The sequence below is a fragment of the Maribacter luteocoastalis genome (genome assembly GCF_048890225.1).
GTDB classification, from domain to species: Bacteria; Bacteroidota; Bacteroidia; order Flavobacteriales; family Flavobacteriaceae; genus Maribacter; species Maribacter luteocoastalis.
In genome coordinates, this window is the sequence record NZ_JBMFZG010000005.1 from 239,054 (window position 1) to 261,583 (window position 22,530).

A 22,530-nucleotide genomic window follows, 5' to 3' on the forward strand; every position below is an offset into this window, starting at 1 on the left:
TTGAATACCAGACCGTAAAATAAATAATTTCAAATCAGTAATAATGGTATATAAATCTGTAATCTTGGTACTACTTTTCACTATAAACCCAATACTTTTGTAAAAAAATTACAACCTTTTAAATGAGACTAAACCATACCCTATTCTTGGGATATTTCCTATTGGTGTATGGGTAAATTTTACTTCTAGATTTCGATCAATCAATTTAAAAATTACCTACTGGTTAAATATATAATTTCATGATAAATTCCACCAACCAACCTTTTATGTTTAGATCACGTATTCTTTTTTTAGTTTTTGCACTACCGTTTTATTTGCAAAGTCAGGAAAAAGAACCTTTTTTAGATGATTTTCGTGGAACAGCCAGTGTAACCCACAATGGTATTTCTCTAGTGCCCTCATTTTCACTAGGGGAACCAGCGGCTATTTTTGACCTAAAGATGACCAAAGGAAGGTTTAGCTTTGAGCCTGAAATGCGTTTTGCGCTAGAGGGCAAGCCATGGTCCTTTTTATTTTGGTTTCGTTACAAGGCTGTTCAAAAAAAGCGATTTACATTGCGTTTAGGTGCACACCCCGCTATGAATTTTAGGACCGTAAATATTTTGCGAGATGGGCAAGCAGAAGAACTGATCGAGACTCGTCGTTATATAGCGGCAGAAATTGTGCCCAATTATAAGGTGTCGGACAAGGTAAGTGTAGGCATGTATTATTTACGTGGCCAAGGTTTTGATGAAGGGATAAAACAGTCTAATTTTTTAGTGTTGAACGCTTCTTTTACGAATCTTTTTATTTCAGAGAAGCTCTATTTAAATGTTTCCCCTCAAGTTTATTATCTTACCCTTGACGATGACCAAGGGTATTATGCAGTAGCTTTTATCACGTTGGCAAAGAAAGATTTTCCCATATCAATTTCTTCCATATTGAATAAGGCGATAGATACCCAAATTGCCCCTGAAGATGATTTCATTTGGAATGTATCCTTGAACTACAGTTTTGGTGGTTCACAAAAAAGAATAAATAAAAATTCAAAACCATGAAGACAAGAATATTAGGACAAGGATTGGAGGTTTCTAGCATTGGTTTAGGATGTATGGGCATGAGTTTTGGCTATGGACCGGCAAAAGATAAAACCGAGATGATAAAGCTCCTTCACCGAGCAGTTGATTTAGGGGTAACATTTTTCGATACTGCTGAAGTTTATGGACCCTATACTAATGAACTTTTAGTGGGAAAAGCATTAGAACCTTACAAAGGAGAGGTGAAAATTGCAACCAAATTCGGTTTTGATTTTGAGGACGGAAAAATGGCCGGACTAAATAGTCGACCAGAGAACATTCGCAAAGTGGCAGAGGAATCAATGAGGCGATTGCGGGTAGATGCTATAGATTTATTTTACCAACACAGGGTAGATCCCAATATCCCAATCGAAGATGTTGCAGGCACGGTAAAAGATTTGATAAAAGAAGGTAAGGTAAAACATTTTGGACTTTCTGAAGCGGGTGCCGAAACCATACGAAAGGCCCATGCCGTTCAACCAATAACAGCTCTGCAGAGTGAATATTCGATGTGGACGCGCAAACATGAAAAAGAGATTCTGCCAACGATAGAAGCATTGGGCATTGGATTAGTGGCCTACAGTCCGTTGGGTAAAGGGTACCTTTCTGGTAAAATTGACGTGGACACCACGTTTGCGGAAGGGGACATCAGAAATATGCTTCCTAGATATACGGAAGAAGCACGTAAGGCCAACCAAAGTGTATTAGAACTGTTGCATAATTTTGCCGAACGTAAAAATGCCACGCCTGCACAAATTGCATTGGCTTGGGTCCTGGCGCAAAAGCCTTGGATCGTGCCCATCCCCGGAACCACGAAAACACATAGATTAGAAGAAAACCTTGGCGCTATCTCCGTTGAACTCACCGCACAGGAACTACAGGAAATTGAGTACGCCTCAAATCAAATACAAATAATGGGTGAACGTTATACAGAACAAATGGAAAAGGCAACGGGGCTTTAAGAAGTTTTAATTCAATATCCGAAACTCATTAGGTGTTTTCCCGACTTTTTTCTTAAATAATCGCATAAAATGTTGGGGGTATTTAAACCCAAGTTCGTAGGCTATTTCACTAACCGTTTTGTCGGAGTGAAAAGTCTTGTTCTTAGCGATTTCTATAATTTTATCCTGAATGAAATCCTTGGCCGATTTTCCGGTTTCGCTTTTTATAAGGTCACCAAAGTAGTTCGGTGATAAATGCAGCACTTCGGCAAAATAGGCCACAGTGGGCAACCCTATTTTTTGGGGCTTTTCAGATTCAAAATAGCCGTTGAGCAAGGTCTCGAACTTTTCTAACGCTCCCTTGTTCTCATTATCCCTTGTTATAAACTGGCGGTCGTAGAATCGATCACAGTAATTTAGGAAAAGCTCAATATTGGAAGCTATTAGTTTTTTGCTATGCTTATCTACCCCTTTTTTGAGTTCGTAGTTAATTTTAGAAAAACAATCCAGCACCAATTGTCGCTCTTCCTCAGAAACATGTAAGGCCTCACTGGTTTGGTAACCAAAAAAATTAAAGGTCCCAATACTATGGGCGAGTGAAGTTCCCATTAACAAATCGGGATGAAAAATAAGGGCATGACCCAAAGGTTGATAAATCTTTCCATCGGTTTCCACATCCATCACCTGACCAGGGGATACAAAGACCAAAGTACCCTCTTGATAGTCGTAATAATTACGACCATATTTTAAATCGCCACATTTGACCTGCTTTAAAAAAGCACCATAAAAACCAAAGTGTAAACGTATTTTTTTTTGCCCATTCCAATCCCTTGGATTTGCTTTGGAAAAGTCTATTATACTTACCAACGGGTGTAAGGTTTGGTGGTTGTTTACTACATTGTAGTCGTTTACGGTATCAAATCGATAGATATTTTCCATGCCCAAGTTTTATACCTACGAATTTAAACATTTTATAACCCCGATACTTCTTATGGCTTGTATATCAGTAAAATTGGTAGTCATATCCGTAATCCATATACAGAGATCCCGTGCAAAAGGTGTGATATTTGGGTGATGAAAAATGTAACATTGAACAATGGCGTTGAAATGCCTATTTTAGGATATGGCGTATTTCAGATACCCGATTATGACGAATGTAAGAAAAGCGTTTTGGAAGCGCTCAAGGCCGGATACCGAAGTATTGATACCGCACAGGCCTACCAAAACGAAAAAGCGGTAGGCGATGCGATTAAGGAAAGTGGCATCCCGCGGGAAGAAATCTTCGTTACCACCAAACTCTGGATTTCTGATTATGGGTATGAGGCCGCTAAAAAAGCCTGCCTTTCCTCAATGGAAAAGCTACAACTGGACTATTTGGATTTATACCTGTTGCACCAACCCTTTAACGATGTATTTGGCGCATGGCGTGCTTTGGAAGACTTGTACAAGGTAGGAAAAATCAGGGCCATCGGGGTCAGCAATTTTTTTCCGGATCGGTTGGTCGATCTTATCAAATTCAATGAAATTACACCTGCCTTGAACCAAATTGAGACCCATGTGTTCTATCAGCGGGAAGAAGACCATAAAATGATGGAGAAATACGGGGTACAGCACGAATCCTGGGCACCCTTTGCCGAAGGGCAGGGCGATCTCTTTCAAAATGAAGTGCTTTTAAGGATTGGAAAGAAATACGGGAAGTCCGTAGCACAGGTAAGCTTGCGATGGATGATCCAGCGAAACATCGTTGTAATCCCAAAATCGGTAACACCATCACGTATCAAGGAAAATATAGCGGTCTTCGATTTTGAACTTACCAATGAGGATATGATGGCCATTGCAAAACTCGATACCCACAAAAGCCACTTCTTTGACCATCGGGATCCAGAACGGGTGGAATGGATTTCTACATTGGTGCGATAATGATCAAAGACCAGTAAGAAAAATAAAATTATTCAGTAGTAACTTTTAAACACACAAAAAAATGAAAAATGTAGTAGTAGCCCTCTTTTTAGTAATAAGTAGCGCATCTCTATTCTCGCAAAGTACAGACATTGAAACCGAAATCAAGGAACTTTCCCAACAAAAATGGCAATGGATGGCGGATAAAGATGTAGACAAATTGGCTTCGTTGTTCCATGACAAATCAAAATTTGTACATATGAGCGGATCTTGGAAAAAAGATAGGGAGCTAGAAATCATTAAAACAGGAAGCATATGGTACAAAAATGCAGATGTTCATGATGTGGCCGTAGAAGTTTTTGGGGATGACACCGCCGTACTTTGGAACCGCATCACACTTACCGCCCATGTAAGGGGAAATGACGTGACCACCGAATTTACGGTTACGGAATTTTATAAGAAAGAAGGTGGCGATTGGAAGTTATTAGATTTGACTTTTAGCAGTGTTCGCGACACCCATGAAATTGAACATTAAAACTTAGAATATAAAAAATGAAAAGTAAGATATTTGGTTTGTTAATCTGTCTTATAGGCACACATTTGGGAGTTGCACAAAGCACTGATATTGAGCAGGAAATAAAAGAACTCTCCACCCAAAAATGGCAATGGATGGCGGATAAAAATGCGGACAAGCTTGCCGAACTTTTTCATGACAAGGCCAAGTTCGTACACATGGGCGGCACTTGGGGCAAGGAAAGGGAAGTAGATATAATTAGACAAGGCTTCATTCACTATAAAAATGCTGATGTACAAGAGGTCATGGTGGAAGTCCTAAACGAATCTACGGCAATCCTATGGAATCAAATCACACTTTTGGCTGTGGTCGGCAGCAATGAAGTGACCAATCCCTTTATGGTCACAGAAGTCTATGTAAAAGAAAACGACAACTGGAAATTGGCCGATTTGACCTTTAGTAAACTCATGACCAGGGATTAGGGCTACACAACCTTCACGCATTCAAAAGAATATTTAAAATAAGGCAAAAATGAACAAACTGATTTTACTACTGGCTTTCTTGGGAAGCCTCTTTGTAACGGCACAACAGGGCAACACGCCCAAAGTAAAAATTGAACTGGGCAGCATTCGTGGTATCCATGAAGACGGCGTGGATATTTTTAAGGGAATACCTTATGCCGCACCTCCGGTAGGAGCGTTTCGTTGGCGTGCACCACAACCTATAACACCCTGGGAAGGAGAACTGGATGCGAGTGAATATGGCCCTAATTGTGCCCAGTCCGGTTGGGGCGGTGCTCCAGGAACCATTGTTGAAGGTTCCTCTGAAGACTGCCTATACCTTAACTTGTGGAAACCTGCATCTGCCAATGCAGGATCAAAATTACCGGTTATGGTTTGGATACATGGTGGAGGTTTTGTAGGCGGCAGTGGTTCTGGACCCGGCATTGCAGGAAATAAATTTGCAAAAAAAGAGGTGATATTGATCACTATCAATTACCGTTTGGGTCGTTTGGGCCATTTTGCATTTCCAGCTTTAAGTGTCGAGAATCCTGAGGAACCCAAGGGTAGCTATGCTTATATGGACCAAATTGCCGCGCTGAAATGGGTACAGAAAAATGTTGATGCGTTCGGTGGTGATCCAGATAATGTAACCATTTTTGGTTTTTCTGCCGGCGGTGTATCGGTACATTCACTCATGACCATACCTGATGCAAAAGGCCTTTTTCACAAGGGAATTAGTCAATCGGGAGGTGGCCGTGACGGTGTTCTTACCGGAAGGCCCATACGTGAAGAAAATGCCGACCCTTTCTATACGGCTTCAGCAGAAACCATTGGCATCAACTTTGCCAAAAAACATGGTATTGAAGGAACAGATGCTGCTGCGCTTGCCAAACTACGTGCGCTGAGTGTTGAGGAGATCGTGGACGGAGGCCAAGAAACAAATGGTGAGGGTGGTCCTCGCATTTATTCCGGACCCATTCTAGATGGAACATTGGTCGTGGAAACTGCCGAGAGCGCCTATAACGCTGGTCGATAAGTAAAAATTCCCCTTATGATTGGATCAAACAGCGCAGAAATCGGTGGAGGGATGGTAAATTCTATCAGTTCAAAGGAAGAACTTTTTTCATTGTTCGGAAATCTAAATAACGAAACCAGAAAGGCGTATGATCCCAATGGCACCAAAGTATTTGACGAGGTCAATTCAAATTTCAATACCGATTGGGTATGGGCCGAGCCGGCGCGTTTTGTCGCACGTTCCTTTGTTGCTGTAGGACAGCCGGCGTTCGTGTACCAGTTTGGTTTTGTTCCAGACCCATTGAAGGAAAGAATGCCCTATGGTGCAGGACATGGTTCAGAAGTTAGTTTTGTTTTTAATAATCTTCATGCACGTTGGGGTAACCCCGAAACGACACCAGAAGACAAAAAGGTGGCTGAAATGATGAATGCCTATTGGGTGAATTTTGCAAAAACGGGCAACCCTAATGGTGAGGGGTTACCTGAATGGCCGGTTTTCACTGCCGAAGAAAATGAGATTCTTGATATAGAACGAGACGGTTCTACAATTGGCAAACCTGATCCAAGGAAAGGAAGGTTGGATGTGATTGAAAAATCCCTAAATTCAAGACACAAAATACAGGCAAGGGGCATTTAATCCGTATCAAGAAGAAATTTGGAAATCTAAAATCACATAAAGACAAGGGTATGAGAGCGCAAAACAAGAGATTATCATTTTTAATGGTCCTTTTTTTGGCCCTTTTTCAGGGATATTCACAAACGAACCGGGTATTGGATATTTTTCCAGAGGGAACGGAACTTCATGGTAATATCAACTATAATAACGATACCCTTCAAAAACACCTGCTTGATATTTACTTACCTTCAAAAGTAACAGGCAAAATACCTTTGGTCATTTTTGTTCATGGTGGCGGATGGCTGGTAAATGACAAGTATGCCGATATAGGCTATATGAAAAAAACAGTGGCAGAAATTTTGGACAAAGGATTCGCTTTGGCATCCATAGATTATCGGTTTGCTACCCAAGCTATTTTTCCTGCACAAATACAAGATTGCAATCGTGCCGTTTCCTTTTTGGTGGATAATGCGGATACGTATGGTTTTGACACGGACCGAATGGCCGTCATGGGATTTTCGGCAGGAGGGCATTTAGCCTCCATGATGGGATTGTCAAAGAATAATACTATACCTGACTTTTTTATGCCCGACACCAATACCTCTTTTCAATTTCAGGCGGTAGTCGATTTTTACGGTCCGGCAGAACTCTTATTATTTCCGGGAGCCAATGACCCAAAATCACCTGAGGGACTGTTGATCGGTGCAGCTCCCCTTAATCGACCTGATTTGGCCAAGGCCGCTAGTCCCGCTAGCTATGTAGATGGGAACGACCCTCCTTTTTTGATTATTCATGGTGAAAAGGACGAGTTGGTTTCCCCAAGGCAATCCCAACTCTTAAGTGCGTGGTTGACTATAAAAGACGTAGAAAACGAATTGATTATGGTGAAGGATGCCCCTCATTTTGGGAAAATGTTTGATGTGGATGCGATACGCACCAAGGTTATTGCTTTTTTACAAAAGCACTTAGAATAAAAATTAAAAAGAAAGTAACATGAAAAAGAAGCATACTATTTCAGAGCAACCTAAAGAAACGAGCAAACAAATCAACAGAAGGGGATTCATATCAAAATCGGCGCTTTTAGGCGCAGGTATGGCAGTGACTCCATTGGCCTTTTCCAGTGAAAACCATGCTTCAACCAAAAAACCAATGAAGAACCCAGCTGTAAGAGACGGTAAACGTATGTTGGGAACCCTAGAGGTTTCCCCCATAGGTCTGGGGTGTATGAGTATGAAGAGTGGTAGTTACAATCCACCCCGTGATAAGAAAGATATGATACCTGTAATTCGTGGTGCATTTGATCTTGGGGTAACCTTTTTTGATACGGCAGAGGTCTATGGCCCATTTACCGACGAGGAATTGGTAGGTGAAGCTCTGCAACCCATCAGGGACAAAGTGGTCATTGCTAGCAAGTTTGGGTTTGAGTTATCGACTGGAAGCCGTGGAGGAAGAAATAGCAGACCTGAAAATATAAGAAACGCTGTGGAAGGCATGCTAAAAAGACTACGCACAGATCGTATTGATTTGTTGTACCTACATCGTCTGGATCCAAATGTTCCCATTGAGGAAGTAGCAGGTACGGTTAAGGATTTGATCAAAGAAGGTAAAGCACTTCATTTTGGGTTGTCGGAAGTATCACCTGCAACTATCAGAAAGGCCCATGCGGAACAAAAAGTTTCGGCATTACAAAGTGAATATTCGATAATCCAGCGTGCCCTTGAAAACGAGGTCATCGATACGTGTGGGGAACTTGGTATCGGTTTTGTGCCCTGGGGACCTGTTTGTAGAGGATTTTTGGGCGACAAGTTCAATGAATACAGTCGTTTTTCCGAAGACTCCCGTTTTGCTGCGGTCCCTTATTTTACCCCAGAGGCTATTAAGGCACATATGGAAGTATTGAATCTCGTTCGTGAATGGGGCATAAAAAAAGATGCGACCCCTGCACAAATTTCATTGGCATGGGTAATGGCACAAAAGCCATACATTGTACCTATTCCGGGTACTACCAAATTACATCATGTGAAAGAGAATCAAGGCGCATTGGACATTTCTTTTACAGATACCGAACTGAAGGGGTTTAGGAAATCCTTGGAGAAAATTTCGTTAGTAGGGGTACGAAGTCCGGAAACAGCTTTGATAGATCAATAGCAATTGAAATTAATTGTAATGAATAAGATTTTGATAGTGTTTGTCTTTCTTTCCTCGTGTTTATATTTGGAGCCTGGAAAAACGCAACAAAAATCAAACAACACCCTTATTGTCTATCTATCACGAACCAACAACACTAAGGCCATAGCGGAAATCATTCACGAAAAGATTGGAGGTGATTTGTTGGCTTTGGAATTGGTACATCCCTATCCTGAAAATTATAAGGCCATTGTGGAACAGGTCGCAGCAGAAAATAAAAGCGGATTTTTACCACCTTTAAAAACAAAGGTAGATGTTCGTAAGTACGACACCATCTTCATAGGTTTTCCTACTTGGGGCATGCAGTTGCCACCACCGATAAAAAGTTTTTTAAATGCATACGACCTGAGTGGAAAAATCGTAATTCCGTTCAATACCAATGCAGGCTATGGGATAGGCAGTAGTTTTAAAAAGGTACAAGAATTGTGTAAAGGCTGCGAAATTCTCGATGGATTTTCCACAAAAGGAGGAATAGAACGGGATTCTATTTTTTTGGTCATACAAGGTGACAAAAAAAAGCAGACTGAAAAAGAGGTGACTACTTGGTTAGAATCACTTAAAATTTTAAAACCTTGATATTGCAATTATAATAATCCAAAATTTGAGTTCGCTCAAATCACATTTAAATATCAATTAAATAATTTCGGAGCGAACTCAGCAAGATAAATGCGCCAGTTTCTCCAGATATGGCCACCATCCGTTTCTACATATTCATAGGCCATATCTATGTCATCCAACTTCTTCTTGAATTCTTGATTGGCACCATAAAGAAAATCGGTTTTGCCAATAGCCATCCAGTATAGCTTTAGGCCATTTTCCTTTTGGGTTTTTAGGGTTGCATCAATTGAGTTATACACTTTATCCGTTGCATCCTCACGTGGCATGAGTGCCGATGACATAAGACCTACATAGTCAAAAGTATTCGGATAATACCTACTAATATGCATGGTATGGAAACCTCCCATAGAGAGTCCGGCTATGGCCCTATGTTCTTTATTTGCCTTTACGCGATAGTTTTCTTCTGTAAATTTTACGATATCCATAAAGTTAGCCTCATAGACACCATTCATGGTTTGGGGAAGTATGAATTGAGGTTTGGGAAAACCATTACTACCCTGACCATAACCCCCATCTTGAACAACGTTTCCGTTCGGCATAACCACGATCATAGGTTTTGCTTTCCCCATGGCAATTAAATTATCCATGATCTGTGCGGAACGCCCATGGGTTGACCATGAATCCTCATCACCCCCGGCACCATGTAATAAATAAAGTACTGGAAATTCCTCATCGGTTCCTTCATATCCTGGAGGTGTATAAACGGTTATTCTTCTATCCATTTCAAGACCGGGAGAATCATACCAACGGTGGGTTACAGATCCATGTGGAATATCATTTGTTTTGTACATATCCCCCTGGCCCTGACCAATAATGAAAAAATTAGTCAAAGATGAGGAATTACGAACGGCATAAGGGTTGTTGGGGTCCATACTCCGTATGCCATCAACACTAAAGTTGTAGCTATAGAACTCAGATTCCAGAGGTTCGGTGGTAATACTCCAAAGCCCTAATTCATTTTTTATCAAGGGGGTGGTTCCCGGTCCGTCGACCTCGCCAAAGCGGCCCATAACTTTTACCGCTGGTAAAAAATCGGAAGTAATCTCTACTTTATCGGCAGATGGCGCATAAAAACGGAAGGTAACCGTTTGATCATCATGTATCTCAGGAGAGATAATATTTTCCACTTCATTTGGCACTTCTTGACCAAAAATGTTACTAAAACTAAAAATGGCAATCGACGCCAATAATGCGATTTGTAATTTCATATTAAATACAATTAGGTCTGTTAAATTAAATATTTTATGAAGTTACTGCGCATACTATGACCATTATTTTTTCTTTGAGAAAAGAATATACTTCCATAAAATTCATCTTAACCGTATGAAAAAGATATTATTGATTTTCAATTCTAAATGCGCTAGATTTTCAAGAAGAAAATATTTGAAATTGCCCAGAACCATCAATTGAAAATATACCTAGGAAATTTTAACATAAATAATGTTAAATATTTACTGTTCCCTACTATTTACCCCTTACAAACCTTCCAACCTACAACTTATTTCTTTAACTTGTTAAGGTTATACTTTTAAAACTCTATCATGGCTACATTTACTTTAAATATCAACGGAGAAACAAAAGAATTAGAGGTAGATCCAACCACCCCAATGCTTTGGGTGTTGCGTGATCACTTAAACTTAGTGGGCACTAAATATGGATGCGGTATTGCCCAATGCGGGGCCTGTACCGTGCATTTAGGCGATAACGCCGTACGCTCTTGCCAATTGCCCGTTTCAGCTGTTGGTGAACAAAAAATCACGACCATTGAGGGTCTTTCGGAACATGGAGATCATCCGGTACAAAAAGCATGGTTGGAGATTGATGTGCCCCAATGCGGGTATTGCCAAGCAGGCCAGATTATGTCGGCCTCCGCTTTATTAAAAAGAAATCCCAGTCCTTCGGATGATGAAATTGAAAGTGCCATGAACGGTAATATTTGTCGTTGCGGAACATATACCAGAATCAAAAAAGCGGTGAAAATGGCTGCCGATTCTGAATTATCTTAGAACAACAACCTTAAAAACACAGAAATGAGCACTATAAAAATAAAAATAGGTCGTCGTGCCTTTATACAAAATACAAGTCTTGCAAGTGGCGGTCTGGTTCTCGGGTTTAGTTTTTTAAATTCCTGTAAACCTAAGCAGGTTTCAGAAATGGCTGTTAGGGAAATGCCCAAAGAATGGTTCGAAATCAATGGCTATCTAAAAATAGGCGATAACGGTTTGGTGACCATCATGTCCCCCAACCCTGAAATAGGACAGAATGTTAGAACATCGATGCCTATGATCGTTGCGGACGAATTGGAAATCGATTGGGACCAGGTGATTGTGGAACAGGCCCCGCTAAATACTAATCTTTACAGCTGGCAGGTAGCTGGAGGCAGCCGGTCTATCAGCAGCTCTTGGCAAAGTTTACGCATGGCAGGGGCAACCGCAAGACATATGTTGAAAGAGGCGGCGGCAAAGGCTTGGCAGGTTCCTGTAGGTGAAATTAACGCGGTAGCAGGTAAGCTTACCCATGAGCCAAGCGGTAAAACTGCTGGTTATGGCGAAATGGCTTCGGCAGCATCCCTGATAGAAGTACCAGAAGAAGTAGAATTGAAAGAGCGCTCAGAATTCTCTATTATTGGCACTTCACGCAAAAACGTTGACGGTAAAAAAATCGTTACTGGCCAGCCCTTGTTTGGAATAGATGTGCAAAGAGAAGGTATGCTGATCGCTACCTTGGCACATCCGCCCGCTTTCGGCATGAAACTAAAATCTTTTGATGCAGAGGCAGCCAAACAAATGCCTGGTATTCGTGATGTTTTCTCCATAAAGCTTTACGATGACGACTTTAAACGTGGTGCTTTTCATCATACGGCATTCAACGAAGTAGTAGCCGTATTGGGAGAAACCACTTGGCAGGTAATGCAAGCTAAAAAATCATTGAAGGTTGAGTGGGAAAATACTACAGATGTTACTGTAGGTATGACCATGTTTGGCAACGAAATGAAGGTAAATCACCCGGCAGGTTTAGAAAACACCGCATCCCATAGGTTAAAAATGGAAGAGCTGAACGCCCGCGAAGGAAAAATAGTACGTAAAGACGGTAACCCGGAAGCGGCATTTAAGAACGCTGCGAAAATAATTGAAAGAAGTTACAGTTGTCCGTTCTTGGCCCACAATACTATGGAGCCCATGAATTTTTTCGCCAACGTAACCGATGACCATGCCGAATTACTTGGGCCTACCCAAACTCCGGAGTGGATGGAGCCGGCTGTTGCAGAACGTTTAGGACTTCCAATAGAAAAGGTAGATATCATGATGACACGCCAAGGTGGTGGGTTCGGTCGTAGGCTCTATGGTCATTTTATGGTAGAGGCTGCCGCAATTTCGCAAAAGGCAAAGGCCCCTGTGAAGTTGGTCTATAGCCGAGAAGACGATATGTCTCAAGGCATGTACCGCCCCAGCTATTATGCCACCTACCGTGCTGCCCTAGATGCAGACAATAATTTAACGGCGCTTCATGTAAAAACGGGAGGAATTCCGGAGAGCCCATTATTTGCCAACCGATTTCCGGCAGGGGCGCTAGACAATTATCTAGCTGAGGATTGGACAATTGACACCAATATCACTACAGGTGCATTCAGGGCCCCGAGATCAAATTTCATCGCCGGCGCCGAGCAATCCTTCTTGGACGAAGTGGCTGAAGCTGCAGGTAAAGACCCTATCCAACTTCGATTGGATTTATTAAAAAGGGCACAAGAAAATCCAGTTGGTGAGAACAACGACTATGACGCCAGTAGATACGCAGGGGTCTTGGAATTGGTAAAGGAAAAGGCAAATTGGAGTAATAATCAACAAGGTATGCATCGTGGGGTTTCGGCCTATTTTTGTCATAATAGTTATGTGGCCCAAGTTCTGGATATCGCTGTCGAAAACGATAAACCTATAGTTCAAAAGGTAATAACAGCGATTGATTGCGGTATCGTAGTAAATCCAGATGCAGCAACCAATTTATCTGAAGGTGGGGTTGTTGATGGTATTGGCCATGCCATGTATAGTGCCATTACCTTTAAAGATGGTGTGCCAGAACAGAACAATTTTGATAGGTACCGTTTGATACGTCATAGTGAGGCACCAAAATCTATAGAGACCCATTTTGTGCAAAATGACATTGACCCTACGGGATTAGGGGAACCTCCTTTTCCACCAATTATGGGCGCATTGGCAAATGCATTGTACAAGGCAACCGGTCAACGACATTATCACCAACCCTTTATTTCAGAAAAACAGGTTGTGGGTTAATGAAACAATACCATAATTTTAGATTTTTTATAACAGCAAAACCATAAGATAACATTTACAAAATCTATCAAAATAATTCAGCAAATGGCAAATTTCAATTTAAAAATTAACGGAAAACAGCAACAAATAGAGGTGGATCCCTCTACACCAATGCTTTGGGTACTTAGGGACCATTTTAACTTAGTGGGCACTAAATACGGATGCGGTATTGCTCAATGTGGTGCCTGTACCGTTCATTTAGGCGATAACGCCGTACGCTCCTGCCAACTACCTGTCTCTGCAGTTGGTGAACAAGAAATCACGACCATTGAGGGTCTTTCGGAACATGGAGATCATCCGGTACAAAAAGCTTGGTTGGAGATTGATGTGCCCCAATGCGGGTATTGCCAAGCGGGCCAAATTATGTCGGCCTCTGCATTGTTAAAAAGAAATCCCAGTCCTTCGGATGATGAAATTGAAAGTGCCATGAACGGTAATATTTGTCGTTGCGGAACATATACCAGAATCAAAAAAGCAATCAAGATTGCCGCAAACGGTGAGTTATCCTAAAAACTGAACCCATGACACACGTAAAATCACAACTAGGAAGAAGAGCATTTCTAAAAAATACAGGCCTAGCCAGTGGAGGGTTGATCATTGGTTTTAGTTGGTTGAATTCCTGTAAACCCAAAGCGGTACCTGAAAAGGAGATGGAGCTGGCTTTGGAAATGCCCAAGGAATGGTCAGAGTTTAATAGCTATATCAAAATTGGAGAAAATGGTGTGGTGACTTTGATAGCACCCAATCCAGAATTTGGCTCCAATGTAAAAACATCACTACCCATGATTTTGGCCGAGGAATTGGATGTGGATTGGAAAATGGTCTTGATAGAGCAAGCGAATTTTCATCCGGAAAAATTCGATAGACAATTTACGGGCGGTAGTCAAGGGATTCGAACAGGATGGCCTGGCCTTCGGGTAGCTGGTGCCACGGCCCGTCAAATGTTGCTAATGGCCGCTGCACAGCAATGGAATGTTCCTGTAAATGAATTGACTACCAATAATGGAATTGTTTTTCATGAAATTAGTGGACAGGAAATAGGTTACGGTGAATTGGCATCCTTGGCAAAGGACATCACCATCCCTGAGGAGCAAGAAGTTCCTTTGAAAGCGGTGAGTGACTTTAAAATAGTCGGAGTCTCCCAAAAAAATGTAGATACCAAAAATATTATTACCGGAAAACCACTGTTTACCATGGACTTGCAAGAAGAAGGGATGTTGGTCGCCATGATTGCCCTTCCACCTTTTGGCATGAAGATTAAATCCATAGATGACTCGGTTGCTAAATCTATGCCGGGAATCAAGGATGTATTCACCATACAAACCTTACTGGACGATTATGAGCGTAATTTTTTTGACACCACTACCCATACCGAAATTGCCGTAGTAGTTGGAAATAGTACATGGGAAGTACTACAGGCAAAAAAAGCATTAAAGACAGAATGGGAGGAAATCTCGGATTCAGAATTTGTGATGGCCGGTTTTAGGGGCAAAACCACCGTCAAAGTGCCTGCCGGTCTTGAAAGCACCGAGAAACATTATGCAAAAATGCAGGAGATGTCATTGAAAAAAGCGAATGTCCTAAGAAGGGACGGTAATCCGGAAGCGGCGTTCCAGAATGCGGACAAGATCCTAGAACGAACCTATACGGCACCCTTTTTGGCCCACAATTGTATGGAGCCCGTCAATTGCTTTGCACACGTGACCGAAAATGAGGCTGTGCTTCACGCACCGATTCAGGCGCCTGAGCTAATATCGGGTACCTTGGCCGCCAGATTGGGACTTCCAGAGGAAAATATACAAATTAACCTGACCCGAATGGGGGGCGGTTTTGGCCAAAGGGCTTATGGCCACCATTTAGTGGAAGCCGCTGTAATTTCCCAAAAAATAAAGGCTCCCGTAAAATTGGTCTATACTCGAGAAGATGATATGAGCTATGGAATCTACAGACCTACCTATACTGCAACCTATAGGGCCGCCTTGGACAAGGACAACAACCTCATCGGTTTCCATGTCCGTGGTGGTGGTATACCGGAGCATCCAGTCGCCGCAAATCGCTTTCCCGCAGGGGCCATCGATAATTATTTAGCTGAAGGTTGGGCACTCGAATCTAATATAACCATTGGTGCCTTTAGGGCTCCAAGATCTAATTTTATCGCTGGTGCGGAGCAATCCTTCTTGGATGAGCTAGCAGAGGCCATGGGCAAGGATCCTATTGATTTCAGGTTGGAGCTGCTAGATAGGGCCATGAAAGACCCTGTAGGCGAAAACAATGACTATGAAGCGGAACGCTATGCGGGTGTGCTTGAGTTGGTAAAGGAAAAATCAGGTTGGAACGAAGGTGAAAAACCGGGAATCCATAAAGGAGTTTCGGCGTATTTCTGCCATAATAGTTATGTAGCGCAGGTTTTGGAATTATCCATGGATGGAGAATTACCTAAAATGGAAAAAGTAACGGCGGCAATCGATTGTGGTATCGTCATAAACCCTGATTTTGCAATTAATATGGCGGAAGGCGGCATAGTAGATGGTATAGGAAACGCTATGTTCGGGGAAATGTCCTTCACAAATGGGGTTCCCGACCATGATAATTTTGATACGTATCGCATGATTCGTTTTAAGGAAGCACCTGAGACCATAGATGTACATTTTGTAAAGAACGAAATAGACCCTACCGGATTGGGTGAACCTCCGTTTCCACCGATATTTGGAGCTTTGGCCAATGCACTTTACAAGGCAAGTGGAAGGAGGCATTATCGACAACCATTTGGTGCACAAAAGCCTATCATAGGGTAAATATTATAATTTAACAAGAGAACTAAAATTCTTCTCTATTATAAACAAAAGATCATGACAAAAATAAAAACACAATACAATCGTCGTTCTTTTATTAAGGTATCTACCGCTGCTGGAGGCGGCATGCTTATTGGGTTTAGTTGGTTAAACGCCTGTAAGCCAAATGCTCCTGAACCAGAACCCGGTGTAGCGGTACCCAATGAATGGTTTGAGATCAACGGATACATTAAAATAGGGGACACGGGAATGGTCACCATCTACTCGCCCAATCCGGAAATTGGTCAAAATGTAAAGACATCAATGCCTATGATCGTTGCGGAGGAATTGGATGTACCTTGGGAAAACGTAGTGGTTGAACAAGCACCCCTGAACACAGGTTGGTATCAAAATCAGTTTGCGGGTGGTAGCCTTTCTATACGTTTAAGCTGGAATGCATTACGAATGGCGGGTGCTACCGGTCGGCGAATGCTTTTGGAAGCAGCAGCCAAAGAATGGGGATTAACCCTTGCCGATGTAACGGCAAGTGAGGGAACCATTAAAGAAATTAATGGAGAGCGTACCATTTCCTACGGTGAGATAGCTTCTAAAGCCGTTGGCATTGAAGTTCCAGAAGAAGTGGACCTAAAAGAAGTTAAGGATTTTAAACTAATAGGTACAAGCCAAAAAAATGTAGAAGGAAAGAATATTATAACAGGAGCGCCCTTGTTCGGACTTGATTTCAAAAGGGAGGGTATGCAACTCGCCATGATACAACATCCCCCTGCATTTGGAATGAAGGTAAAGGATTTTAATGAAGATGAAATAAAAAGTATGCCCGGCGTAAAAGATGCCTTTATTGTTGACACCTCTTTTGAAGGTGGTGGCGGCTTTGATGAAAAAGGCTTTTTACAATTAATTGCGGTAGTTGGTGATTCTACATGGGAACTAATGCAAGCCAAAAAAGCTATAAAGGCCAATTGGGAAACCGTAGGTGAACTGGAAAACTCCCAAATGCATATTGATAAATTAGAAAAGGCACTGGTTTCAGGTGAAGTGGAAGATAGCAGAAGAGATGGTAATCCAGAGGCCGCATTTAAAAATGCGGCAAAGGTCATAGAGCGCACCTATAGCGCACCTTTTATTGCCCACAACACCTTGGAACCCATGAATTTCTTTGCCCATGTAACCGATACTGGGGTTGAACTGATTGGGCCAACACAAACACCGGAAGCCCTTGAAGGTTCCGTCTCCAAACTACTTAATGTTCCCATAGAAAATATTACGGTGAATATGACTCGAATTGGGGGTGGATTTGGAAGAAGGCTATATGTTCATTTTGGTGTGGAAGCAGCAGCAATCTCCAAAAAAATTGGGGCGCCCGTTAAACTTATATACAGTAGGGAAGACGACATGACCCAAGGCACGTATAGACCAACTTACCGCTCTATTTACAAAGCGGGTCTGGATGAAAACAACAATCTTATCGCATTTTCGGTAAAAGGTGCAGGATTGCCGGAGGGACCTGTTTTTCCAAATCGTTTTCCTGCAGGAGCCGTGGAAAATTATTCAGCGGAAAAAATAAAAGCGTCCACCAATGTAACTACTGGCGCATGGAGAGCACCTAGGTCAAATTTCACGGCTGGTGCGGAGCAGTCATTTTTAGACGAAGTAGCGGAAATGGCAGGTAAGGACCCAATAGATTTTCGTTTAGAACTATTTGAACGTGCCATTAACAATCCCGTTGGTGCTGAGCACGACTATGAGGCAGAACGTTATGCTGGCGTGCTGAAACTGGTTAAGGAAAAGGCCAATTGGGGTGAAGACAAACCGGGTGTACACCGAGGTGTTGCAGCCTATTTTTGCCATTCTACCTATGTGGCGGAAATCTTTGACATGGTCATGGAAAATGGTGAACCTAAGATTGATAAAGTATGGTGTGCTGCAGATTGTGGCATTGTGGTAAACAAGGATTCTGCCAAAAACATATTGGAAGGTGGCGTCATAGATGGTATAGGCCATGCTATGTATAGCCAATTAACATTTAAAGATGGTAGTCCTGAACAAATGAATTTTGATAGTTACCAGTTGATACGCCATTCACAGGCACCCAAAGAAATAGAGACATTCTTTGTGGAAAATGAAATTGCACCAACAGGATTAGGTGAACCAGGCCTACCCCCTGCAATGGGTGCATTGGCCAATGCTTTGTTCAAGGCTACCGGCCAACGTCATTACCATCAACCTTTTACAATTGAAAAACAGGTTGTTGGGTAATAGATATCCAATTATTATTGCTAGCCTATCACCTTTAGGCACCCTAATAAATAAAACGTGTCAATCGAAATATTCGGTTGACACTTTTTTTAGCCATTAGTTGAATGAATTCCAATCGAAAAAATCATAAAAGGGCTTCATTGCCGGATGTGCTTCATCGCATGATTTTTCCTTTTAAAAATATAACATCGAATATCACCCGAAAACGTTATCCAATAAACCAGGGAATCTAAAAATAAAATAATTTTAATACTTAGAGGTTTAGCCAATTTTTAAACTCGGCCGCTTTATTCTTACCTATTAAAATATCCGCATCAGTTGTAGGATTGACTAAAATTTTGAGTTGATTATTGCCGTATTTTACAATTTTATCTATACTGGATATGGCTATAATGCATTGTCTATTGGCTCGAAAAAAACGGGTTGTATCCAGTTGTGAAAAAAGTTCATCAAGGCTGGAATTCGCTGTAGACCTTTTTCCATCGAAACTTGTGACGTAGGTAATTGTATTTTCAGTATAAATATGCGCTATATTTTCAATGGGAACCGGCAAGAGCTCATTGCTTAGTTGGGTCAATAATCGCTTTTTGGTTCTATTCTGGTTCGTATTTTTACCAACCTTCACCTTATAATCTATTACGGCATCATTCAATTTTGAAAGGTTCAGCACCTGGTCTTCCAAATTTTGTTTTTGCAACTCCAATTTTCTCTCGTATAGACTTCCAATATATCTTGTAGTAATTACAAAGGTTGGGATAATTATTAATCCAATAATCAGAAAAATGGTGTAATATCTAAACTTTATAGATGTAAGCTGCTCGTCCAATAACTTCACATTCATATGGGATACAACGACCCAATCCGAATTTTCTATCGGATACATCAAAATTACTTCGGAATCAGAAGCATCCTTTTCCCTGTATAAAGCGTAAAAATCAGCGGTAGTCAGGTTATCGGCTACAGACGATACAAAGGAGTTTTTATTGTTTACAATACTACCAACATTTTTAATCTCTGGATAGGCCACTATTTTCCCAGACCAATCAATCACACTTAGGAAAACATTTTCTTGGTTGGTGTTTAAAATCGTTTCTTGAATTTGGTCTATTAACGAATTCTTAGGTATCCCGTTAGATAAATTATGTCCTACCAAACTTGAAAATGTTTTGGCCTCTTTTTTCCCTATTCTCAGTTGGGTCCCTATGAGTTCCAATGCCGCACTACGAACAAAAAATGAAACCGCAACCACGGAAACCATTAAATATATAAGGGTTACCGAAAAAAAAGTCAACATATAAAGTCTATCTTTTTTCATAAGGCAGAGGCATTTTTAATGCAATATAATAATAGTTGTCCCTTTAACGAATTTTAAATTATTAAAGAACAAGAGAGTCAAAACCTCCAATCTTGTTATTTCCCTTTTAACATGCAATATTCCCTTTCACAAAGGTTTTATTGGGATTTTACAAATTACTCCCTTGATTTATCCTAAAATAAACGCTGCCAAACATGAAGAACAAAAGACTCCTATTTCCATTGCTTGCAATTTTTATATGTAGCTGCACAAATGATAGTGAGAATGATCTGCTAGCACCAAACAGCCAAGAACAGACCGATGAAAAGAAGTCAATCACATACGTGGCCAATATCAAACCTATTATAGACTCTAATTGTATAAGTTGCCATTCAAATCCACCCGTAAACGGTGCTCCCTTTTCGCTTTCCTCATATGCCCAAGTAAAAAACTTTACGGAAAATGGTTCCTTGGTTCTAGCCATTAGCAAACAGACAGGAGAAACAAGTGCCATGCCTCCAGCAGGTCGTTTGCCTAAGGCCAGTATCGATTTAATCTCTCAATGGATAGAGGATGGCTTATTAGAAGAATAAAAACAGATATCATGGGAAATGAAAAATTTAAAACATACACTGTTCTTATTCTACTGTTTATGGGAATGGTCCACCACCTACACTCCCAAGAAAGATATATAGACAAATCTGGCACAGTGGTGTTTGAGGCCTCTGAAGAACTTTTTGAGCCGGTAAAGGCCAAATGTGAAACTGTCACCGTGATTTATGATGATTCCAATAAAGAGATTGCCGCTCTTGCACTAATAAGGGGATTTCAATTTAAAAATCCATTGATGCAAGAGCACTTTAATGAAAACTATGTTGAATCCGATCTATATCCAAAAGCCCTTTTCAAAGGTAAGGTCACGGGTTTTGATAGCAACAATGAACTTTCCAGCAAACAAAACGCCATTATCTCCGGATTTTTGGAAATCAGGGGTGTTCAAAAACAAATAAGTACCAACGTAACCATCCAAAAGGTTGATAATACTATTTCCATTAACGGCTCATTTTACGTAAAGCCAAGTGATTTTGACATTAAGATTCCAAAAATTGTAGAGAATAAAATAGCAAAAGAAGTCATCGTTAAGCTTGACTTTAAACTAAAAAGACAGTGAAAAGCAAAAAAACATATATCGCCCTAGCATTACTATTCATATGTGGTTTCGTAGGATATTTTTCAAGTCAATTGCTTTTTCCAAAGGCACGTGATATCCCTAAAGAAAAGACGGATTATAAAGTCAATCCGGAAAAACTACTGGAGGAAATGTCCCATCCTACCACCTCTGCAAAATATATAGACAAGGTAATCGAATTAAAGGGACAATTAACAGGTATTGCACAAAATTACGTGATGCTAAACAATACAATCCAAGTAAATCTTCTAGAAACTGGAATGGGCTCTTTGAGCATTGGAAGCGATGTCGTTGTTAAGGGCAGGTGTGTTGGTTACGATGATTTATTAGAAGAAGTAAAAATTGACCAAGCCATCATAATTGAAATTGAATAAACTAAAAAACCTAACATGAGAAATATAGTAACGCTAGTTTTCGTACTAATATCCTTTGTACTTTTCCCTCAGGACGACCTACTTTCAGAAATTGATACGGTAACTGAAGCCAGGTATGAAATAGCCACCTTCAAAGCTCTTAAAATAGTAAATCTCGAAACCACCAAAATGGTTCCAAAAAAGACCTTGTTCTTTGTAGTGGCGCATAGGTTCGGAAGTATTAAAACAGGAATCGGAGATTTCTTTGGCCTTGACCAAGCGGTTACAAGGTTAAATTTCATTTATGGCATCACAGATGGCGTCAACTTAGGGATTTCTAGGAGTTCTTTTAAAAAAACCTATGAGGGAAGTTTAAAAATAAGGCTGCTTCGCCAACAAAAAGGCAGAATCCCAATAACCATGGCATTATTTAATTCCTTGCAACTAAATGGGTCGTTGAGCCAGGATAATTTACCAAGACTTGAAACCAAGCACAGATGGTCCTATGCAAGTCAACTTTTAGTATCGAGTAAAATTAATAAAACGTTTTCAGTAGAACTTGCCCCTACACTTTTTCATGATAACCTAACCAGCATAGATGAACAAGAAAATACGCAATATGCATTGGGTCTAGGTGGACGATATAAAATTTCCAACCGGGTATCCTTAAACTGTGATTACGCTTTTCATTTGAACAGGTTTCAAGATTCGCCTTTTGTAAATCCTTTATCCTTGGGTGTAGATATTGAAACGGGCGGTCATGTTTTTCAATTGCATTTTAGCAATGCCCAGCCCATGAACGTTAACAATTACATTGGCCAAGCTACTGGTGATTGGGGCAAGGCCGATATTTATTTTGGTTTTAACCTAGTACGCGTTTTTTAACAAAATATTCAAGTGCTTTAATTCCTACTTGAAGCCTAATATTCAGCTTCATAAAGAATAATTGGCATACATGGTTGGATATCACT

The 22,530-nt window shown here is 40.9% G+C and carries 22 protein-coding genes; 19 read left to right on the forward strand and 3 right to left on the reverse strand.

Annotated features, from left to right (window positions below; genetic code table 11):
- Window positions 1–239: 239 nt before the first annotated feature.
- Together ACOCEA_RS11780 and ACOCEA_RS11785 are read left to right on the forward strand one after the other, a co-directional pair.
- Window positions 240–1,037, forward strand: coding sequence for a hypothetical protein (locus ACOCEA_RS11780; protein WP_420756446.1), 798 nt, complete (start codon window positions 240–242; stop codon window positions 1,035–1,037).
- Window positions 1,034–2,017, forward strand: a complete 984-nt coding sequence (locus tag ACOCEA_RS11785; protein ID WP_420756447.1) for an aldo/keto reductase — start codon at window positions 1,034–1,036, stop codon at window positions 2,015–2,017. Before ACOCEA_RS11780 ends, ACOCEA_RS11785 begins: the two co-directional genes overlap by 4 nt.
- Before the next feature lie 6 nt (window positions 2,018–2,023).
- Here the strand turns inward: ACOCEA_RS11785 and ACOCEA_RS11790 are convergent, their stop codons facing one another.
- Window positions 2,024–2,935, reverse strand: coding sequence for a helix-turn-helix domain-containing protein (locus ACOCEA_RS11790; RefSeq protein ID WP_420756448.1), 912 nt, complete (start codon window positions 2,933–2,935; stop codon window positions 2,024–2,026).
- 135 nt (window positions 2,936–3,070) lie between these two features.
- Here ACOCEA_RS11790 and ACOCEA_RS11795 point away from each other — a divergent pair, with 135 nt between their 5' ends.
- The 8 genes from ACOCEA_RS11795 (at window position 3,071) to ACOCEA_RS11830 (ending at window position 9,305) form a co-directional block, all read left to right on the forward strand.
- The gene (locus ACOCEA_RS11795) at window positions 3,071–3,916 is read left to right on the forward strand and encodes an aldo/keto reductase (protein WP_420756449.1); all 846 of its coding nucleotides are present in this window, start codon (window positions 3,071–3,073) and stop codon (window positions 3,914–3,916) included.
- Between the two features lie 61 nt (window positions 3,917–3,977).
- Complete coding sequence (locus ACOCEA_RS11800; RefSeq protein WP_420756450.1) at window positions 3,978–4,430, forward strand: nuclear transport factor 2 family protein; 453 nt, start codon at window positions 3,978–3,980, stop codon at window positions 4,428–4,430.
- A gap of 17 nt (window positions 4,431–4,447) precedes the next feature.
- Window positions 4,448–4,891 carry a nuclear transport factor 2 family protein gene (locus ACOCEA_RS11805; RefSeq protein WP_420756451.1) on the forward strand — a complete coding sequence of 148 codons (444 nt, stop codon included), beginning with the start codon at window positions 4,448–4,450 and terminating at the stop codon, window positions 4,889–4,891.
- Between the two features lie 49 nt (window positions 4,892–4,940).
- Window positions 4,941–5,948, forward strand: a complete 1,008-nt coding sequence (locus tag ACOCEA_RS11810; RefSeq protein WP_420756452.1) for a carboxylesterase family protein — start codon at window positions 4,941–4,943, stop codon at window positions 5,946–5,948.
- 15 nt (window positions 5,949–5,963) lie between these two features.
- Window positions 5,964–6,563 (forward strand): carboxylesterase family protein, encoded by a 600-nt coding sequence (locus ACOCEA_RS11815; protein WP_420756453.1) that lies wholly within the window; start codon window positions 5,964–5,966, stop codon window positions 6,561–6,563.
- A 50-nt stretch (window positions 6,564–6,613) separates the two neighbouring features.
- Window positions 6,614–7,516: an alpha/beta hydrolase fold domain-containing protein gene (locus tag ACOCEA_RS11820; RefSeq protein ID WP_420756454.1), complete on the forward strand. Its 903-nt coding sequence runs from the start codon at window positions 6,614–6,616 to the stop codon at window positions 7,514–7,516.
- Window positions 7,517–7,535: 19 nt separating this feature from the next.
- Window positions 7,536–8,690, forward strand: coding sequence for an aldo/keto reductase (locus tag ACOCEA_RS11825; protein ID WP_420756455.1), 1,155 nt, complete (start codon window positions 7,536–7,538; stop codon window positions 8,688–8,690).
- A gap of 18 nt (window positions 8,691–8,708) precedes the next feature.
- The gene (locus ACOCEA_RS11830) at window positions 8,709–9,305 is read left to right on the forward strand and encodes a flavodoxin family protein (RefSeq protein ID WP_420756456.1); all 597 of its coding nucleotides are present in this window, start codon (window positions 8,709–8,711) and stop codon (window positions 9,303–9,305) included.
- Window positions 9,306–9,358: 53 nt separating this feature from the next.
- Here ACOCEA_RS11830 and ACOCEA_RS11835 read toward each other — a convergent pair whose 3' ends face one another.
- A complete protein-coding gene (locus tag ACOCEA_RS11835) occupies window positions 9,359–10,555 on the reverse strand; it encodes an esterase (RefSeq protein ID WP_420756457.1) in 1,197 nt (398 codons plus the stop codon).
- A 333-nt stretch (window positions 10,556–10,888) separates the two neighbouring features.
- Between ACOCEA_RS11835 and ACOCEA_RS11840 the strand changes: the two genes are divergently transcribed.
- The 5 genes from ACOCEA_RS11840 to ACOCEA_RS11860 all read left to right on the forward strand — a co-directional run bounded on the left by ACOCEA_RS11840 (window position 10,889) and on the right by ACOCEA_RS11860 (window position 18,723).
- Window positions 10,889–11,353 (forward strand): (2Fe-2S)-binding protein, encoded by a 465-nt coding sequence (locus tag ACOCEA_RS11840; protein ID WP_420756458.1) that lies wholly within the window; start codon window positions 10,889–10,891, stop codon window positions 11,351–11,353.
- A gap of 24 nt (window positions 11,354–11,377) precedes the next feature.
- Window positions 11,378–13,636 carry a xanthine dehydrogenase family protein molybdopterin-binding subunit gene (locus tag ACOCEA_RS11845; RefSeq protein WP_420756459.1) on the forward strand — a complete coding sequence of 753 codons (2,259 nt, stop codon included), beginning with the start codon at window positions 11,378–11,380 and terminating at the stop codon, window positions 13,634–13,636.
- Window positions 13,637–13,720: 84 nt separating this feature from the next.
- Entirely contained in the window at window positions 13,721–14,185 is a 465-nt protein-coding gene (locus ACOCEA_RS11850) for a (2Fe-2S)-binding protein (RefSeq protein WP_420756460.1), read from the forward strand.
- An 11-nt stretch (window positions 14,186–14,196) separates the two neighbouring features.
- Window positions 14,197–16,470, forward strand: coding sequence for a xanthine dehydrogenase family protein molybdopterin-binding subunit (locus ACOCEA_RS11855; protein ID WP_420756461.1), 2,274 nt, complete (start codon window positions 14,197–14,199; stop codon window positions 16,468–16,470).
- Between the two features lie 54 nt (window positions 16,471–16,524).
- On the forward strand, window positions 16,525–18,723 hold the full coding sequence (locus ACOCEA_RS11860; RefSeq protein ID WP_420756462.1) for a xanthine dehydrogenase family protein molybdopterin-binding subunit: 2,199 nt from the start codon (window positions 16,525–16,527) through the stop codon (window positions 18,721–18,723).
- A gap of 253 nt (window positions 18,724–18,976) precedes the next feature.
- Here ACOCEA_RS11860 and ACOCEA_RS11865 read toward each other — a convergent pair whose 3' ends face one another.
- Window positions 18,977–20,038 carry a LytR/AlgR family response regulator transcription factor gene (locus tag ACOCEA_RS11865; protein ID WP_420756463.1) on the reverse strand — a complete coding sequence of 354 codons (1,062 nt, stop codon included), beginning with the start codon at window positions 20,036–20,038 and terminating at the stop codon, window positions 18,977–18,979.
- A gap of 194 nt (window positions 20,039–20,232) precedes the next feature.
- Here ACOCEA_RS11865 and ACOCEA_RS11870 point away from each other — a divergent pair, with 194 nt between their 5' ends.
- Genes ACOCEA_RS11870 through ACOCEA_RS11885 form a run of 4 tightly spaced genes read left to right on the forward strand, consistent with a single transcriptional unit; the run spans window position 20,233 to window position 22,444 of the window.
- A complete protein-coding gene (locus ACOCEA_RS11870) occupies window positions 20,233–20,610 on the forward strand; it encodes a hypothetical protein (RefSeq protein ID WP_420756464.1) in 378 nt (125 codons plus the stop codon).
- A gap of 11 nt (window positions 20,611–20,621) precedes the next feature.
- Window positions 20,622–21,188: a YceI family protein gene (locus ACOCEA_RS11875; protein WP_420756465.1), complete on the forward strand. Its 567-nt coding sequence runs from the start codon at window positions 20,622–20,624 to the stop codon at window positions 21,186–21,188.
- On the forward strand, window positions 21,185–21,580 hold the full coding sequence (locus tag ACOCEA_RS11880) for a hypothetical protein (RefSeq protein WP_420756466.1): 396 nt from the start codon (window positions 21,185–21,187) through the stop codon (window positions 21,578–21,580). The genes ACOCEA_RS11875 and ACOCEA_RS11880 overlap by 4 nt, the downstream gene beginning before the upstream one ends.
- Before the next feature lie 15 nt (window positions 21,581–21,595).
- On the forward strand, window positions 21,596–22,444 hold the full coding sequence (locus ACOCEA_RS11885; protein ID WP_420756467.1) for a DUF5777 family beta-barrel protein: 849 nt from the start codon (window positions 21,596–21,598) through the stop codon (window positions 22,442–22,444).
- Window positions 22,445–22,530: the final 86 nt, after the last annotated feature.